The 17,968-nt window shown below is 33.5% G+C and carries 20 protein-coding genes and 1 pseudogene; all 21 read right to left on the bottom strand.

Annotation, left to right across the window (positions count from 1 at the left end; all coding sequences use genetic code 11):
- Positions 1-37 precede the first annotated feature (37 nt).
- The 21 genes and pseudogenes from KQI38_RS20480 to KQI38_RS20580 all read right to left on the bottom strand — a co-directional run bounded on the left by KQI38_RS20480 (position 38) and on the right by KQI38_RS20580 (position 17,924).
- The gene (locus KQI38_RS20480; protein ID WP_094899924.1) at positions 38-328 is read right to left on the bottom strand and encodes a BMC domain-containing protein; all 291 of its coding nucleotides are present in this window, start codon (positions 326-328) and stop codon (positions 38-40) included.
- A gap of 65 nt (positions 329-393) precedes the next feature.
- The gene (locus KQI38_RS20485; RefSeq protein ID WP_094899923.1) at positions 394-1,872 is read right to left on the bottom strand and encodes an acetaldehyde dehydrogenase (acetylating); all 1,479 of its coding nucleotides are present in this window, start codon (positions 1,870-1,872) and stop codon (positions 394-396) included.
- The gene (locus KQI38_RS20490) at positions 1,872-2,477 is read right to left on the bottom strand and encodes a BMC domain-containing protein (protein ID WP_216562813.1); all 606 of its coding nucleotides are present in this window, start codon (positions 2,475-2,477) and stop codon (positions 1,872-1,874) included. Before KQI38_RS20490 ends, KQI38_RS20485 begins: the two co-directional genes overlap by 1 nt.
- A 12-nt stretch (positions 2,478-2,489) precedes the next feature.
- Positions 2,490-3,143, bottom strand: a complete 654-nt coding sequence (eutL, locus tag KQI38_RS20495) for an ethanolamine utilization microcompartment protein EutL (protein WP_216562815.1) — start codon at positions 3,141-3,143, stop codon at positions 2,490-2,492.
- A gap of 32 nt (positions 3,144-3,175) precedes the next feature.
- On the bottom strand, positions 3,176-4,081 hold the full coding sequence (gene eutC / locus KQI38_RS20500; RefSeq protein ID WP_216562817.1) for an ethanolamine ammonia-lyase subunit EutC: 906 nt from the start codon (positions 4,079-4,081) through the stop codon (positions 3,176-3,178).
- A gap of 25 nt (positions 4,082-4,106) precedes the next feature.
- The gene (locus KQI38_RS20505; protein WP_216562818.1) at positions 4,107-5,474 is read right to left on the bottom strand and encodes an ethanolamine ammonia-lyase subunit EutB; all 1,368 of its coding nucleotides are present in this window, start codon (positions 5,472-5,474) and stop codon (positions 4,107-4,109) included.
- Between the two features lie 20 nt (positions 5,475-5,494).
- On the bottom strand, positions 5,495-6,925 hold the full coding sequence (eutA, locus tag KQI38_RS20510) for an ethanolamine ammonia-lyase reactivating factor EutA (protein WP_216562819.1): 1,431 nt from the start codon (positions 6,923-6,925) through the stop codon (positions 5,495-5,497).
- Between the two features lie 321 nt (positions 6,926-7,246).
- Positions 7,247-7,591: a BMC domain-containing protein gene (locus KQI38_RS20515; RefSeq protein WP_094899917.1), complete on the bottom strand. Its 345-nt coding sequence runs from the start codon at positions 7,589-7,591 to the stop codon at positions 7,247-7,249.
- 24 nt (positions 7,592-7,615) lie between these two features.
- Positions 7,616-8,755, bottom strand: coding sequence for a 1-propanol dehydrogenase PduQ (locus tag KQI38_RS20520; protein WP_216562820.1), 1,140 nt, complete (start codon positions 8,753-8,755; stop codon positions 7,616-7,618).
- Between the two features lie 165 nt (positions 8,756-8,920).
- Positions 8,921-9,499 carry a cob(I)yrinic acid a,c-diamide adenosyltransferase gene (locus KQI38_RS20525; RefSeq protein ID WP_094899915.1) on the bottom strand — a complete coding sequence of 193 codons (579 nt, stop codon included), beginning with the start codon at positions 9,497-9,499 and terminating at the stop codon, positions 8,921-8,923.
- A 2-nt stretch (positions 9,500-9,501) separates the two neighbouring features.
- The gene (locus KQI38_RS20530) at positions 9,502-9,945 is read right to left on the bottom strand and encodes a EutP/PduV family microcompartment system protein (RefSeq protein ID WP_216562821.1); all 444 of its coding nucleotides are present in this window, start codon (positions 9,943-9,945) and stop codon (positions 9,502-9,504) included.
- Between the two features lie 16 nt (positions 9,946-9,961).
- Positions 9,962-10,306 carry a BMC domain-containing protein gene (locus tag KQI38_RS20535; RefSeq protein WP_094899913.1) on the bottom strand — a complete coding sequence of 115 codons (345 nt, stop codon included), beginning with the start codon at positions 10,304-10,306 and terminating at the stop codon, positions 9,962-9,964.
- Between the two features lie 579 nt (positions 10,307-10,885).
- On the bottom strand, positions 10,886-12,010 hold the full coding sequence (locus KQI38_RS20540; protein ID WP_216562823.1) for a radical SAM protein: 1,125 nt from the start codon (positions 12,008-12,010) through the stop codon (positions 10,886-10,888).
- Between the two features lie 190 nt (positions 12,011-12,200).
- On the bottom strand, positions 12,201-12,485 hold the full coding sequence (locus KQI38_RS20545; RefSeq protein ID WP_216562825.1) for a hypothetical protein: 285 nt from the start codon (positions 12,483-12,485) through the stop codon (positions 12,201-12,203).
- Between the two features lie 164 nt (positions 12,486-12,649).
- A complete protein-coding gene (locus KQI38_RS20550; protein ID WP_216562827.1) occupies positions 12,650-12,907 on the bottom strand; it encodes a hypothetical protein in 258 nt (85 codons plus the stop codon).
- 28 nt (positions 12,908-12,935) lie between these two features.
- Positions 12,936-13,610: a hypothetical protein gene (locus KQI38_RS20555; protein WP_216562829.1), complete on the bottom strand. Its 675-nt coding sequence runs from the start codon at positions 13,608-13,610 to the stop codon at positions 12,936-12,938.
- A gap of 97 nt (positions 13,611-13,707) precedes the next feature.
- Positions 13,708-14,157 carry a hypothetical protein gene (locus KQI38_RS20560; RefSeq protein ID WP_216562831.1) on the bottom strand — a complete coding sequence of 150 codons (450 nt, stop codon included), beginning with the start codon at positions 14,155-14,157 and terminating at the stop codon, positions 13,708-13,710.
- Positions 14,158-14,247: 90 nt separating this feature from the next.
- The gene (locus KQI38_RS20565; RefSeq protein ID WP_216562833.1) at positions 14,248-14,934 is read right to left on the bottom strand and encodes a DUF4367 domain-containing protein; all 687 of its coding nucleotides are present in this window, start codon (positions 14,932-14,934) and stop codon (positions 14,248-14,250) included.
- Complete coding sequence (locus KQI38_RS20570; RefSeq protein ID WP_216562835.1) at positions 14,927-15,466, bottom strand: RNA polymerase sigma factor; 540 nt, start codon at positions 15,464-15,466, stop codon at positions 14,927-14,929. Before KQI38_RS20570 ends, KQI38_RS20565 begins: the two co-directional genes overlap by 8 nt.
- A gap of 753 nt (positions 15,467-16,219) precedes the next feature.
- Positions 16,220-16,384, bottom strand: a pseudogene (locus KQI38_RS22495) (23S rRNA (adenine(2503)-C(8))-methyltransferase ClbB); the annotation flags it as partial.
- 61 nt (positions 16,385-16,445) lie between these two features.
- Positions 16,446-17,924, bottom strand: coding sequence for an Lsa family ABC-F type ribosomal protection protein (locus KQI38_RS20580; RefSeq protein ID WP_216562837.1), 1,479 nt, complete (start codon positions 17,922-17,924; stop codon positions 16,446-16,448).
- Positions 17,925-17,968 lie beyond the last annotated feature (44 nt).

A 17,968-nucleotide genomic window follows, 5' to 3' on the forward strand; every position in this document is an offset into this window, starting at 1 on the left:
CAACTTTAAGCTTTCATCATGAATGTTCGAAACCTAGTTATGATTGAGTATCGTATTTTGGTAGGATCACATCTACTTCCATATGTGGACGTGGTATTACATGAACAGATATTAATTCACCAACTGCCTCTGCCGCTGCTGCTCCAGCATCTGTTGCAGCTTTAACAGCTCCTACATCTCCACGAACCATAACTGTTACTAGTCCGCCACCTACTTGCTCTTTTCCAATTAATGTTACATTTGCTGCTTTAACCATTGCATCTGCTGCCTCTACTGCTGCTACCAATCCTTTTGTTTCAATCATACCTAATGCGTTTGTATTAGCCATTATAATATCCTCCTAAATTTTTTATATTTTTATTTTGTTATCAATGTTATTGTGTTACTCTTTGCTTACTTTAACTTTTGTAGAACACGTTCAACAAGTAAATCTACCAATTGATCCTTACTAAGTCCCAAGTCTTCAACAGCTATAGCACTAACTTCTTCAAATATATCTTCTCCACGTATTTCATCTAATGTCCTAACGCCATAAACAACTCGGCGAAGATTAAATAAATTCTGTGGCCCAACATTGTCAGAAGTAGAACTTCCTCCTATAGCTCCACAACCTAGTGTCAAGGCAGGCATAAGGTTTGTAGTTGCTCCTATTCCACCTAATGTAGCCGAACAGTTTATTAGTAGCCGTGAAACTGGTACTTTTAAGGCAAACTCTTCTGTAATTCTTTTGTTTGTTGTGTGAATAACCATGGTGTGTCCTGCACCTTCAAAGTATAAGATCTCCATACTTAAATCCCGAGCTTCTTCCCAAGTATTTACCGTATAAAAAGCTAAAATTGGTGATAATTTTTCCCTTGAATAAGGTGCAAGATTACCAACACGTGTCTCTTCGGCAATAAGAACTTTTGCATCTTCTGGTACAGAAATACCTGCTAATTCAGCAACAACCTGTGCAGTCCTTCCAACTATCTTAGGATTCATTGTACCGTTTGGTCGTAGAATATACTTTTCAAGTTTCAGGGCATCTTCTTTTGATAAAAAATAACCACCTTGTTTCTTGAATTCTGCAATCACTTTTTCTTTACTAACTTCTTCAACGATAATAGACTGTTCAGATGCACAAACTGTACCATTATCAAATGTCTTAGATTCAAGAATAAGCTCGACTGCTTTTGGGATATTCGCACTACGTTCTATAAATGCAGGTCCATTACCCGGCCCAACTCCAATTGCTGGTGTTCCAGAGGAATATGCTGCACGAACCATTGCAGACCCACCAGTAGCAAGAATTAAGTCTGTATTTTCACTTTTCATTAATTCATTTGTTGCCTCTATTGTAACTGTTGTAATTACACTAATAGCACCATCTGGTAAGCCAACACTTTTTCCTGCTTCATTTATAATGCGAACTGTTTCCTTGATACAATTTACTGCACTTGGATGAGGTGAAAACACAATAGCATTTCCTGCCTTAATGCTTATTAGTGCTTTGTAGATAACTGTTGATGTCGGATTTGTTGAAGGAATAAGGCCTGCAATCACTCCAACAGGAACAGCTACTTCCATATATTTAGCTTCTATATTATTTGTGATTATACCAACTGTCTTCATATCTTTAATTGCATTTAATAAATCTCTTGATGCAAAGGCATTTTTAAGGACTTTATCTTGCCATCTTCCAAATCCTGTTTCTTCTTGTGCCATTTTAGCTAGTTTCACACGATTGTCAAAAGCTGCCTTTGCTATAGCCTTGCAAATGGTGTCAATTTGTTCTTGAGATAACTTGGCAATTTCTTTTTGCGCTTCTTTTGCTTTCTTCAGTAGATCCCTAGTTTCTTGAACTGAAACAAGGTCTTTATCTATCAATCCCATTAATGTTCAACTCCTTTATCTAGCAATGCTTCAATAAGCACTGCTTTATTAGCAGATCTAATTTCTGATTTCTTTATGGTAGAAAGATTTAATTTATATGCAAGTGAACGTAAATCAGTCACTTTCATTTTTTCTAGCTCTCTTTTATTAAAGGATGAATCTACAATTGTATTTGCTCCATGTTCCAAATTTTCTTGCAAAATTTCTTTTGATTCATTCAAAGGTACGAGTAAAGTATCCTTTTTTTCTTCCACTATTTCATCTTTCTCTATTTCTTCTATAATGGGTTGATTTGATTCCTTTGAATCCGAAGGATTATCTTCCTTTTTACCAAATGATTTCATCAACATCTGCTCAACTTGGTTATCCAAGCGTGGGATAACATGGCTGCTGATTAGACAATTCTTATTTGCCACAGCAACTTCACCTGCCTCAACTGCTGCTTCCACTGCCGCAACATCTCCAATAATATGAATTGTTGTCAATCCTCCACGGATTACTTCACTTCCAAGTAGAGTTACATTTGCCGCCTTTGCAGCTGCATCTGCTGCTAGGATTGCTCCTAACTTTCCACGTACTTCAATTAAACCTAATGCCTTAGCCATATTAACCACCACCTAATAACTGGTTGGGCTATCAGCAACGGCTTCCACAGCTTTAGCAAATGCTTCACATGCTGCTCTACAATCAGATTGTGACCCTGTTAGCAATGCTCCTGCAAAGTTTGTTTCAGATGGTGGTCCATAAAATACACTCATTTTTACATCAGCAGCTTTCAAAGCCGCATCAATAGCTACAATTGCTTCAAGTGGTGGTGCTATTAGATAAGCAATGGCTTCTCCTTCTTTAACATTTGCTCCTTTTGAAAGATAAGAACCTATTCTAGATACAGAATGAGCAAAATAAACTATTGAATTATCATCATTTGCACTATAAAAGCTAGCTTCATTTTCTATTACCTCAATAGCACGATCTAGACCACTTCGTATCTCTGCCGGACTTGGACCTGCTAAGATTCCAATAACTTCTCCTGCTAATTTTGTAGAAGCATTAGCAGCTCCAGCATACATACTTCTTGCATATACAACTTCTACATCTGATGCTTTCGTTGCTTCATCTAATGCTACATATGTTACATCATCAGAATCAGATGTTATAATCCCTAAACTTTTTTGGTTTGGTGCTAATTTTAATTCCTTTGCCAATCCATCATCAACATTTGGAATGATTTTTACACTTAGAACATTTGCACCCAATCGTTCATTTTTCATTAGGAAACCTCCTCTTTAAATCAAGTAGCTTTTTATTTTTCTTTCAAATCTAAGCCAGACGCTTTATTATCTAACATTCTCTTGATAATTTCAGCAATATATGCTCCTGCTTCTACTGCTGGGGTTCCTTGTCTGTGAATATTGGAAACTACTGTCCTTCTAGCCTCTGGCATACCAATGGTTGGTTTATAAGCTATATATGCACTCATAGATTCCGATGTAACAAGACCTGGCCTTTCTCCGATTAAAAGACAGACCACATCAGCTCCTGTTGCTTCACCAATCTGATCCATAGCTGGTACGCGACAATGTTTTATAAAAACAACCTCTCCAAAGTCAAGTCCAAACATCTTAAGGCCTTGTCGTAAGGAAGGCAAAACATCTCTAATATTTGCCTCTATTGCTGCTGAACTTAAGCCATCACCAACGATAACCTGCACTTTCTGATTTGGTTTCACAGCCTCTTTTATTGTATTTATTGCTTCATTTGAAAACTTACGCCCTAAATCTGGACGTGTAATATATTCATCTTTATCCTTGCATTCAGTAGCAACCTCTAGAAATCCAAGCTCTTTAATTAAATCTTCACTAACGTAAGAGAATACAGCATCTTGGGCAGCAGCATGGTCAGCACGGAATCGAAGACTAGGTTCTGTCATATATCTTGTACCTGCCCTCCATAATCCCAAGCGAGCTGGTGTATAGGATTTCATTTTTAAATAACCTTCTTTATCTACTGGATCTGGCACTAAAAATTGATTTCGAATATCTACTCCTGTAATATCTGGTATAAATCCCTCTTCAACTTCCTGAGGCTTAGTAGATTGCATTATGTCTACAGTTGTTTTTGTGGCTGAACCATTTATAACTGGTGATGCTTCATCTACCATTTCATTTAAAATTGATTTTATCATTTCTTTTAAGTTTAATTCATCCATTAGTTATCCCTCCTCTTAGAAATATTTAATGCTTCAAGAATACAGATGCATCACCGGCTTTAGAAGTTAAATGTCCATTTTCACTAAATCCCATTTTTTCTAACCATTGGTCAAATTCTTTTATTGTTCGTTTATTTAATAATTGTCTAATTGATGCACCCTCATGGTAGCCTGTGGTTTGATAATTTAACATAATATCATCACCATTTGGAATAGCCATAATAAAGTTTACACCAGCTGTTGCAAGTAAAACTGTTAAGTTTTCAGCATCATTTTGATCGGCCTTCATATGATTGGTGTAACAAACATCACAACCCATGGAAATACCAGTTAACTTACCCATAAAATGATCCTCTAGACCTGCACGGATAACTTGCTTAGAGTCATACAGATATTCTGGTCCAATAAATCCAACAACTGTATTAACAAGGAATGGATCAAAATATTTTGCAAATCCATAACATCTAGCTTCCATAGTCAGTTGATCTACACCATTATGCGCATCAGAAGAAAGCTCTGAGCCTTGACCTGTCTCAAAATACATAACATTTGGGCCTACTGCCGTACCCAACTTCAAAGCCATGTCCTTTGCTTCTGAAAGCATCTTTACAGAAATCCCAAAAGCTGCATTTCCTTTTTGAGATCCTGCAATGGATTGGAATACCAATCCTGTTGGAGCCCCTTGCTCCATTGCTTCCATCTGAGTAGCTACGTGAGCTAAAACAACATGTTGTGTTGGTATTTCCCACTCATTAATAAAATCATTAAACTTATGAAGAATACGCTTTACACTTTCTGTTGTATCGTCTACTGGATTTAGACCTATTACTGCATCTCCAGCTCCCATAGATAGACCTTCCATAACTGAAGCCATGATACCATCCACATTATCAGTAGGATGATTTGGTTGTAAACGAGTTGAAAAAGTTCCTGGAATACCAATTGTAGTATTAGCAGTCTTAGTTATTGTGATCTTTTGAGCTCCTACTATTAAGTCTAAGTTGGACATAATTTTTGCAACTGCTGCTACCATTTCAGCAGTTAGACCATTTGATATACGATGAATATCATAGTTTGTCGTATTGCTATTTAAAATCCATTCTCTTAATTCAGCTACTGTCCAATTTTTAATCTTTTCATAAGTTCTAAGATTAACATTATCAATAATAATGCGTGTTACCTCATCCTTTTCATATGGCACTGCAGGGTTGTTAAATAAATCTGAGAGCGTTAATTGTGATAGAACAACTTTAGCTGCAACTCTTTCTTCAGCACTACCTGCCGCAACTCCGGCTAAATTATCCCCAGATTTTTCTTCATTAGCCTTCCCCATAACTTCCATTACAGATGAAAATTGATAGGTTTTGCCAAAAAGCTTTGTCTTTAAAATCATTGTACATCCTCCTTTTATCTTTAATTAAATACTAATGTCTTTATAACTACTGGTAAAACAGAACCTTCTGCAATCGGCTTTCCAATGTCGATATAATCTCCATTTCGTACATGAACACTATCTATACATACAAATGGATAATCTTTAGGAAGATGTGCATACAGGCTATGGCCTAGTGCCTTTGCCATATCTTCTTTCACTATAATAACAAGTGGCAATTTCTCCTTAATCAACAAATCTAAACCCTTTATTATTTCTTTTGCTAAATCTTGAATAAATTTGAAGGAAGGACTATGTACACCTTCTACACCTAATCCAATAATTTGCACTTCCCCGTCTACCATAAACCATTTTACTTTTTCTTGAATAATATCTCCTAAATTCCCACAATTATACGTACTTTCATCATCTTTGGATAACTGTAAAATGGGGATATTCTTAAGCGGAAGTATGTCTTCTTTATAGGTGATTGTACTTCCAGAAACATCAGTGGTGTGTGATCCTGCTCCTACTACAGTTGCACGAATGGTTTCTACAGTTGGAATCACTTTGAGGGCTGTCATAAGGAGTGAGCCACTTATTTTCTTGCCTAACAAAAGTCCAATATCACCATATTCAAAGGGATCTTGTAAACTTTCTTTTGTAATGCCATCTGCTACGCCACCAGAAAATGAAATACATTTAATTTGCAGCTTTGTGCTCAATGGTTTGTTGGTTATCAGCAAGTCAAAATAAGGGTTCTTTTCACCTAATCCAATGCTGTTTTCTAGTACCTGTACAAATATATCTAAAAGTTTATTTAGTTCCTTAAGATTTATCTTTTCATCTAGGTGAATATCTAAAGCTTCTCTTTTTATGATTTCCCTTACTTTTGGGGAAATATAACGAATGATTTCATTGGTATCCACCTTTATCAAGCGACCTCCAATATCAAAGCAAGCCGTATCCTCAATATCCCCATCGTTAAATACTGCTAGATTTGTTGTCCCGCCTCCAATATCAAGGTTTACAGCCGTTGTGTGTTGGCTTTCAGAATAGGAATAAGTGCCTGCCCCTTTACCAGCGATAATACTCTCTAAATCAGGGCCAGCTGTTGCCACAACAAAATCTCCAGCAAAGCCACTTAAAGCTTTAGCGACTGTCTGGGCATTTTCCTTTCGGACTGTTTCCCCAGTTATAATGACTGCCCCAGTCTGAATATCTGATTTTGTGATACCTGCTCTTTTGTATTGCTGCTCTACAAATGCCTTTATACTATCTGAATCTATTAGATTGTTTTCTAATATAGGAGTAAAGATAATATCACTCTTAAATATCACCTTTTTATCCGTAATAGAAACTCTTGGAATTGTAAAAACTGATGCCATATTTTTAATTGAAAGTTCTGATAAAATTAATTGTGTTGTTGATGTTCCAATATCAATACCAACGCTTAACAAAGTTTCTGACATTTTATCTACTCCCTTTAAATATGTTGAATATTTTAAAATTTTTCAAAAAACAAACGCTTAATAAAAGGTCTATAATTGTCCCCTTATTAAGCGCCTTTGCTTTTATCTATAACCTCATTGTCATAGTTTATATTTTAATTTTAGGTATAATTATAATTTTTGCCCCTTCATTAATGGATTCAATATCAATTTTTCCCGATAATTTATTTTTTTACAAAACTAGTTATAATATGCAATCTCAAGTTAAAGATATTTTCATTATGAACATCATAACAAATACCATTGTCTTCCATTAACATGGTAAGGATAATTTCGTATCCATTAAGTGCTAGATAAAGGTGCAACAGTAAAATCTAAAAGACTTTCCATGGTTTCTAAAATGTTTTCTAAAGCAATTTTAACTGAGGAAACATCCCCTATTATAACCACCGCACCTGAAAATCTGTCGACAAAGCCAATTTCTATTTCAGCAGCTTTTGTCGCTATATCAACAGCGATAATTGATGCTTCACTTGGTGTTATAGTTAAAATCCCGACTGCTTCATTTCCAGATTGTACTATCCCCATCTTTGGATATAGTTCCGAGTCAGCCTTTGCAATAATATGTGCAACGGTGATTTGTTTACCAGGAACATATTCCTGTATAATTCTTTCATTTCCTTCCAAGTAATCACCTCATTTAATCAAAATTTATATAAATGATTTCCTTAGAATATTAATTACATCCTCTTTAGTTGGAGCAATAGGGTTTGTTGCTGTAGAACGATCTGCAAGAGCAGCTTCTGCTATTACATTTTTATCTGATTCAAATTGTTCCTTGCTAACTCCCCATTCGGAAAGATTCTTTGGAATGGAAAGTCTCTTTTCAAGTGCAAGGATTGCATTTACTAAACTTCGTACACCTATTTGTGCGCTTCCGGCATTTAATCCTAAGAATTTAGCGATTTCTGCATACCGATTTGCAGCGGTGGTAGTATTCTTAGTATAATTCCCTTCAGTAACTCCTGCATTATAGCGAATAATATTTGGTAATAAGATACCATTTATTCTTCCATGTGGAATATGCCAACGTGCTCCTGCTGCATGTGCTATACCATGGTTTAGCCCTAGTGAAGCTATGTTAAAGGCCATTCCAGCCATTGTTGAGGCCATATGCATTTTTTCACGTGCTTCTTTATCATTTCCATCTTTATAAGCTCTATCTAAATAAGTGAATACATATCGTATAGCTTTTTCACTTAAAGCATCAGAGATATCATTGGCACTAGTGGAAACATAAGCTTCTATAGCGTGAGTAAGAACATCAATACCTGTATCGGCAGTTTGCTTAGGTGGTAAACCTGCAACAAGACCAGAATCTAAAATAGCTTCATCTGGCAATATTTGATCCGTAATCAATGGATATTTTGTTCCCTTTTCATCATCAGTGATAATCGAGAAATTCGTAACCTCTGAACCCGTTCCACTTGTTGTAGGAATAGTAACAAATCGTATCCCACTAAATCTATCCGTCAATTTACCAAAATAAAGCATAGCTTTTGCTGCATCTATAGCAGAGCCACCACCTATTGCTAATAAAATTGTAGCTGGAAAACCCTTACTATATTCTAACCCAGCAACAATGTTATCAATTGGGGGATCTGGAATAACTTCAGAAAACACCATTATTTCTGTGCTGCTATCAATATAGTTTCTAATATGTGAAAGTAACTCTGATGAAGCAATAAAAGAATCTGTTACTATCAAAATCTTTTCATTCTTAAAATCTGATAATCTTTTCAGACTTTCTTCACCAATATATAATGTTGTTCCAAATCTTATTTTTTGCATAGCTACTACTCCTTTCTAACAAAAAAACCATAGGAAAATAAATCGATCCGATTATTTTCTTATAGCTTCGTCTCTAAAAATCAGCACGCCATTGTGCTTGTTTTTTAATAGAATATTATTAAGTCTTAATCTTGTCGACGCCTTTTAAAAATGTATTCCTAGTTATTATAAATCCTCTTTTTTCAAATCTATATGGAATACCTTCCCACTTCTTTCATAAAGCACATCTTTTATGCCTTCATTTACATTTGCAACACGTGCTAATGAAAAAAAGTAATCTGATAAGCGATTAACAAATATCAAAACTTCTTCATTCATATCATTAGTCCATTGGAACGTTACTATCTCTCTTTCTGCTCTTCTGGCAATTGTTCTGCAAATATGCAAAATACTTGCTGCTTGTGAACCACCTGGCAAAATAAAAGATTCCACTTCTTGAGGAATACCTGCATAAGCATCAATACGCTTTTCAATCCACTCTGTCAAATCAGATGTAACTCGATACGTTCCTTTTCCTGTTGGCGTTGCTAAATCATTGCCACAATCAAATAAATACTGTTGGATCTGTGTTAATTCGTTCTTCAAAGAATCATTGTTTTTTATAAGTGTGATAGCATATCCTACAAAACTATTTAATTCATCAATAGTTCCATATGCTTTTATACGTTCACTATCTTTTGCTAATTGAATACCACCGATTATCTTAGTATAACCTTTATCACCAGTTCTAGTATAAATTTGCAAATTTATTCCTCCTTCTTCTTAGAAAGATAGGCTATCAACTCTGCTACTCCTTCATCTTCAACAGCTGAGAGGCGAAAAATTTTCCCGACACCTGCTAACTCTAATCTTTTCTCAGCATTTATAATAGCTTCTTCATTTGGTGCTAGATCTATCTTTGTAATAATTCCTATACATGGTTTCGTAAAATTTTGTGCAAAATAGGGTGAAAATGTCTGGCCTGATTCCGTCACGCTACAAACGAATCCAATGATATCTGAACTAGCGGCCATCATTTGTAGAGCACTATAGAATCTTCTATGCAAGACAAACTCACCTGGTGTATCAATCATCTGAGAATAGAACTCAACCGATTGTGTTTTTTTATATTTAATGCTCTCTCCTTGAATCCTTTGGCAAAGGGTGGTTTTTCCACTTCCAACTGATCCAATTAACATAATTTTTTTCATTTTCTATACCTACCTATTATGTTCTTGTTATTTGGGGGACAGAAAACTGCATAAGTTCCCTTAAAGAAATAACAACCTGTTCCATAGCAGATTGTACAGCTGCTACATCCCCTAAGATAAATACAGACCCACTGAACCTATCAACAAAGCCTATTTTAATAGGTGCAGTCTTTTTAGCTATATCCACAGCGATGATTGCAACCTCTGGGGGGGTTATGGTTAAAATACCAATTGCATGATACTTTTCATCATTCAAGCCTAATTTTTCAAAGATTCGATCATCTGGATTTGCTATAATATGTGCTAATGTCACTTGTTTACCTGGTACTGACTCAAATATCTTTCTTTCTAATGTATTCATTGATTCCCTCTTTTCATAATAAGAGCACAACACAGATTATTTATACTATATTCTTTGCTTTATAATGCAAATATAAGTATTCCCTTTATAAACAAATTCTAGTCACTTAGAATTTGTTTTAGTTTTTTATAGGCTATCTGCTTGTGCAATTCAAGTCCTGGACACATAAAAAAAGAACAAGGTACTCTACTAATTGGAACGTAGAGTGCCTTGTTCTATATCTTTTTTTCTACATCTTACCTGTTACATCAACTTTTTTCACATCTAACCTGCTCTGTCACATTACTACCATCTCACCATACCCTGAGAGTACCAAAAAGATGTCAGACCCCTATGGTATCCTATTGGTTGCAGAATATGTTTCTAAAACAGCCAATTTTTTATCGATTGATGCCTGCTTTTGCTTTACAATTCAAGTAAATCGAAAACAATAAAACCTTCAAAAATGTGTTGATTTTTTGAAGGTTCTATTTGATACAAATTCCATCTGTTTCAGAAATTCTGACGAATATGCCTTATGGTATATCAACAAAATAATATCTAATCATTCTTCCAGAGAAGACTCCGCTTCAAAACACTCTAAATATCTATCATCTCTGGTTTATAGTCGTCAGGCAACTCTTCTTCACTTAAAAATTTGAAATTGTCATCATTTAATATTGGTATAAATACTTCGTATGGAATCCTAGAAAACTCACAAGCATAATTACTGGCACCAAACCACATACCCTCTTTGCTGCTCAAATTTAAACCTCTGGCAAATTTTGTATAGTTTGAGCAATCATGAACTACTAAATCCCAATTTTCTTCATCGGCTATTTTCATGAATTTCAGAGTTAATTCCCTACTCCAAGTCGGAGATATATAGCCATGTCTGGAAATATACATGTTTTCCCCATAATAATTGTCTATGTTATTCTCATTTAAATGTAGTTCTGCACAATTGATAAAATCGAGTTTTGTCTCAAAGATTGCTTCCTTTTTCTTAAAAAATTCTTCGAAAAACTCAGGAGTCATTGGAGTTTCGATACCTACATATTTAATATATTTTTTGGCTATTCCAATATTTTCAATAACTTTGTCTGAACACTTAGAAGCCCCCAGGTTGAAACGTATCTCGTTAAGACCGGCTTCACCCAATGCTTTCAATGTCTCTTCAGTGGCTAAAGTGCCATTTGTGTATAGATGTTGATAAATTTGAGCATCATTAAACTTCTTTATAACTGAATAGTATTTTTCAATTTCCATGAACGGCTCTAAATAAACGTAGGAAATTCCAGTGGGTTTCTGGTGGATGGAAAGAAGCAAATCAATATCCTTCTCATAAAATTTAGTGCCCCCAATTTCCCACATATCTTCTCCAATTGGAGGAATATCTTCTAATTGCCCATAATTATAACAGAACTTACACTCTATGTTACATTTGTTTGTTTTCCTAATTGCACTCAAACCAGTACCCAACAGACAAGAACGACATCCTTTTGGAAATTTGTTTTCATTTCCCACAAAAAAAGTTCTATTCTCCAAAGTTTTCAAGCTTCTAATTTTCGACATTAACGTATCATTTCTATGATCAATCGTTGCCTCAATTTGCGCAAAGGTAGAGTAGATGATTTCTTCATGTTTTGTGCTAATCTCCTCTTCCTCAGCCAATTGTGAAAAAAAATCAAACCATATCAATGCATCATTTTTTGAAATTTTCATAACGTATCCTCCCCTAATTAATCCTCTTGAAGACTCAATCCAAATCTTCTTGCTATGCTTTTTAATGAAAGTCCCGTCTTCATGTGCATTATTCAGAGCAAAATGAGAATTTCCTTGTATTATACCATATTTTAGGTGAAAAATGATAGGATGATTTTTCAAGTACTATATCATTATCTTTATTGCCATCTTAGGGAATTAATGATGTGTGCATATTATCCACTGCTATCTGCTCTTCTTTTAAAACCAACAACACATTTTTAATATCATTAATATCCACTTCTGGATTACCTCGTAAATCAATGATTAGATTTGTAGAAGCTCTTGCTGTATATTTCATATATGAAACTATTATAGGTATATTGCCAATTGGTTCTATTGGCATTAAAACATGTTCTGCAGCGAAAGCTGGCATTGAGATTTGCAATAAAATTACAGTTGATAATCCAATTTTAACTAGTTTGCTCTTAGTCATAAAAAGACCCCCTTCATTTGTTCTTACTATATCAGCGAATGAAATGGGCCTTTTTATGATACTTAATTTGATTTTTTTTATTTTTTATTTATTATACTTTCAACCATCATTAATAATTCATTTTTATCATAATTTACTACATAGGTAACAACGATATTTTAGAGCTAATACACATACCAGTTCTGATAAAGTCTTTTATCTATTATATCTATAATACTAAATCCTTCAATTCTAATAGATTCCAATAACTCTTCATAAGAGTTATACAAGGCATAGATTTGTTCTCTTACATCTGTAAACGCATATTTATCGTCACTTCTACTTAAAGTATATTCCTTACCATTAAAAGTGAATTCAATTTCTAATCCCATTTTTATATCTTTCATAAAACTTTCTAATTTATAAGTTTCATCTTTAGACATATTTTTAACCTCCTGATACTATTTCAGATTAATATCCTGGACCTGGCTTGCCATTTTTCCAATCATGTCTATGAGGTACCTTTGGATGTAGTTTGGGATTACCATGATCTGTATAATGTATATCCATATCTGGTTTTCCATCTTTGCCAAAGTACCGTCTTTCTTTTAATTTACCTTTTTCATCATAATTATCATTTGAGGAATAAGGTTCTCCCTTGTCTTTCTGTTTGTGTGATTTAGTTCGACTATGATTTTTGGTTGGTTTGCCATCTTTTTTTGCCTTTTCATAATCTTTTGCTTCTGCCCTTGCTTCAAACCATTCTACTACAGCATTGTAAATCCATGTACCTGCCTTAATTACTGCACCACCAACAATAATTACACCTGCTGCTGTTATTACTACTTCTCCTATTCCAGGAATCCACCATGTTCCTGCTACTAATGCTGCAGCACTTTGTGTATTTATCCCACCTGTTGGATTTTCTATCTCAATTGCAGTATCGAGTAATTGAATGAATTGTTCTTGTGTATAGTAAGAACCATTAATGTATATACCCTCATCAGTTACAATAACATCACTATGTTTAACATCTCTCTGTATGATATTTAATTCAACACCATTAGCAAATGTAGTTGTACCTATGCCTAATATCATTGATAATGTAAGTATAAAGCTAATAATTTTAGTAGTCAACTTTTTCATAATATAATCTCTCCTTTTGTTTTGACTTTTTAATCTTCAAGTACCTACAACCAAAAGTCACACCCTCATATTAAACACCACCTCCCATACATAGTAGTTAATATTTCTGTTCACTACTTGTAATGGTCTTTGTTTCTTTATCTCCATTGTGTATAGCAGTTACTTTTGTAACAACTCTATATTTATATCCCTTGGATACCTTTGCAGTTTCATATATTCTTATACGATGAGAATTATCTGAATCAGAGAAGGAAGTAACCTTTGTCCATCTCCCATTTTTATATTGCTGTAATTCAGCACTTATGCTTACTTTATCTGTAATCCCCTTATAGCCATCAATTGATGCTGTTACTGTGGCATTACCTCGTGAATCAATGATTAGGTTTGTAGAAGCTCTTGCTGTATATTTCATATATGGGACTATTATAGGTATATTGCCAATTGGTTCTATTGGCGTTAAAACATGTTCTGCAGCGAAAGCTGGCATTGAAATTTGCAATAAAATTACAGTTGATAATCCAATTTTAATTAGTTTTCTCTTAGTCATAAAAAGACCCCCTTCATTTGTTCTTACTATATCAACGAATGAAAAGGGCCTTTTGTGACACTTAATTTAAAAACATTTTTATTTTTATGTTTATCTTTTATCTATTATACTCTTAACCATCTTTAATAACTCATTTTTATCATATTCTGAAATGATTGTATATGTATAATTATCATCATTCCAATAAAATTGATTAACATTTTTATTAGTAAAACAAATAATTTTCTGCTCTCCTATTAAAAGTTCTTCTACATCTATCCCCTCTGTATCAGTTATAATTGAATTTGCTGTAATTTTAGCTTGCTCAAACATTATTTCAATACCATTATCATTCTGCCAATAGATAAATTGTTCATAAGAGTTAATTTCATGCTCTATAATTTTAAAATTATCTGGGATATAGATTGGATTAATCGGTATCAATTTATCTTCATTTATATTGTCTTTATTTTTGAAAACTACTGATGTAAACTCTTCCCATATTTCTGTGATTACTTCAAAAAACTTAATTCTATATGCTTCTACACTCATTGTTGTAGCAAATACTATAGATATAAATATTAAAAATATAATTGCAACTTTCTTACTATAGTTTATAAATGATTTCATAAATGGAGATCTTTTTTCTTGTTGTATAAGTTTATTCATCTTTTTTTGAAATCTCTTTGAAAATTTATGAAATAATTCTTCTTCCTTAGGCCAATTTTCAAGCATTATATTTTCTGCACTTTTAACATATTTATATAATAAATCATCATCAATTGTATATTTACTCATGAGCCTTCTCACTCCCTTCAGATAAGATTTCTTCCAACTTATTCCTGCCTCTTACTAATCTTTGCCTTACATTTTCTTCAGACAATCTCAAAATCTCGGAAATTTCTTTATTGGTATATCCTTGGGAATATTTTAGTCTCAACACAGTAGAATAGTTTATAGGCAATTTTAAGATAGCTTCTTCTATTTCATTCAGTATAAATTTACTGTTATTCCTTACATCTTCTATATAAATTCCCACTTCATCGAAGGATATACTATTTTCACGTTTTCTTTTGCGATAGAAATCAATTGCTATATTCTCTACTATTACAACGATAAATCCTTTGGTTTTGTGACAATCAATTTTATCTATTTTAGATAAGTTATCGATAATTCTTAAAAATGCTTGATGAACAACATCCTCTGATAAATATTCATCTTTGAGTATCCTATTGGCAACATAAAACATTGTTTGTTTATATGTAATATAAAGTTGTTCAAATTTACTTTTATCCTCTTCTGATTCAATCATTGCTAAATAAATTAGCATAAGATTCACCTCTCATTTTTAGCCTTACTTTTTCCAATTTTCTTCTGCCATCACTAAAATTACCCTATACATCTATATTCCGTCCTAAAACAGGGGGCAAAAAACGGTGTTTTTCAGCTCATTTCTGACCGAAAATTGCTCCAAAACCACCATATGTTGTAGTCGAACTCTACTTTTTACCCTTATCACCACAATACATCATCAGAATTATACTATCCACATGCCTTGAGGTGACAATAATGATGTCGTCAAGGCCTGGTTATCTATTTGCGGCAGAGTGTTTTTTTGAAAAATTATTTGCAAACGCATTTCTTTAATTTTTTCACTGTCTAACTTTTATAAATTAATTTCAATTTATCATTGTTATTTTCTCATTAAATATCTTCATCTTTAACAACAACCTTTTATTCATCCCATGCCTCCATCTGTGTCCTTACAAGCTTAATTAGAGTTAACATTGGTAAGATATAATCATAAATATCAGTATCAAGGTCTGCCATTTCCATTTCAAATATGCCTTACAAGTAAAATCTTTTGTATTTACACATCTAGGTTTATTATAACTGCAAAAATTAATAAAGCAAAATAAACATTAATCTTTAGTCTTGCATAAAAGTTCACCCATCCTAACCAAAAGTCCCTCAAATCTAAAATCTGAGGGACATACAACACTCTTCAATATTTAATTAAAAATTCTCAATATCTTTAAAATAAGACTATTTCTTTACTCAAATGGATATTTTTGAACTAGCATCATAATTCATTTTCATAACACAACTGTCCACAAGCAGCACTAATTTCAGAACCAAATTGTGTTCTAACAGTTACACTAATACCAGCTTTCTTTAGTGCACTGCAAAATTGCTTGATAGCACTTGAAGATTGAAATTTAAAAGTTGTTTTGTCCGTAGAATTATATCGAGCCTATTGTGCGTTACTTTTATATTCCCATTAAATATATTAATTATCATTTCTATCTTTACAATTTTATTATTTTTGTTGCAACATTTTCACAAAATGCACTATCATGCTCAACAAACAAAATTGTAGGTTCATGCTCAATTAACAATTTCTCAATCTGCATACGGGAAATGACATCAATAAAATTCAATGGTTCATCCCAAATATACAAATGTGCCCGTTCACACAAACTTTCAGCAAGCAATACCTTTTTCTTCTGTCCTTCACTAAAATCTTCGATATTCTTTTCAAACTGTTCTCTTGAAAAATCAAGTTTTCTAAGCATTGATTTAAATAAACTCTCGTCGATACAGTGTTCATCTGCATACTCAGATAAGTTACCATATAAGTCTGAAGTATCTTGTGAAACATACGAAATGATTAGCTTATTATTCTTCCTTACAATTCCACTATGAGGAATGTCTTCTCCATGAATTAACTTCAATATACTTGATTTTCCACTGCCATTCTTTCCTTGAATAGCAATTTTTTCACCCTGCTCTATAGTAAAGCTTACTCCTTCACAGACAATTCTATCACCGTATTTAATTGCAACATCTGTAAGTTCTACAAGCCTTTTATCATGGAAAGTAAGCGGTAATATTTTTAAACTTTCATTAGATTCAATATTTTTAAGAAGCTTTGATTTTTCCTCAATCATGTTTTGTTGCCTAGCTTCTATATTTTTAGCACGTTTCATCATTTTTGCAGCTTTATGTCCAACATATCCTTTATCTAATTTACTCCCAGAATTAGTAGTTCCATGCTTGCTGCTTTCAACACTATCTGACCACGTAGATGCACGTTTTGCCGAGCTGGAAAGTCTATTAATATCCTTTTTCAATTTTTGATTTTCTGCTAGCTCAAAACCATCTTGTAATTCTTTATTTCTCCACCATGAAGAAAAATTTCCTTTTTGTATCTCAATATTAGTTTTATTAATAGACAAGATATGGTCCACGCAATTATCCAAAAAAGACCTATCATGTGAAATCAGAATAAATCCTTTCTTTTTTTTCAAGTAATTACTTAGTTTTTGCCTAGCTTCAGCATCCAAATGATTGGTAGGCTCATCAATAAGTAAGAAAGAGTTCTCCTTCAAAAACATGGCAGCCAACAGTGCTTTGGTCTGCTCTCCTTTAGATAGTGTATAAAACTGTCTATATAAAGCATCGTAGTCCATATCTAACAAAGATAATTCTTTTACTATTTCCCAATCCATTGAATTTGGACTAATCTCCCTTATGACATCTATGGTGAAATTGCTTTGCGCCTGCACCTCATAAGGAAAATATTCAAAAGTCACATCAGCTAGAATGTTCCCATTATATTCGTATTTCCCAAGCAAAAGATTTAGAAAAGTAGTCTTTCCTCTTCCATTTCTTCCAATAAAGCCTAATTTCCAATCGGTATCAATTTGAAAACTTACATTTTCAAAAATATTATCATAGCTACCTTCATAAGCAAAGGTTAGGTTTGTAACATTTATTAAAGACATATTTTTGTCCTCCTCTGTATTTAATAGTATAAATAACAAAGTCG

The sequence above is a fragment of the Tissierella carlieri genome (genome assembly GCF_018917285.1).
GTDB classification, from domain to species: domain Bacteria; phylum Bacillota; class Clostridia; order Tissierellales; family Tissierellaceae; genus Tissierella; species Tissierella carlieri.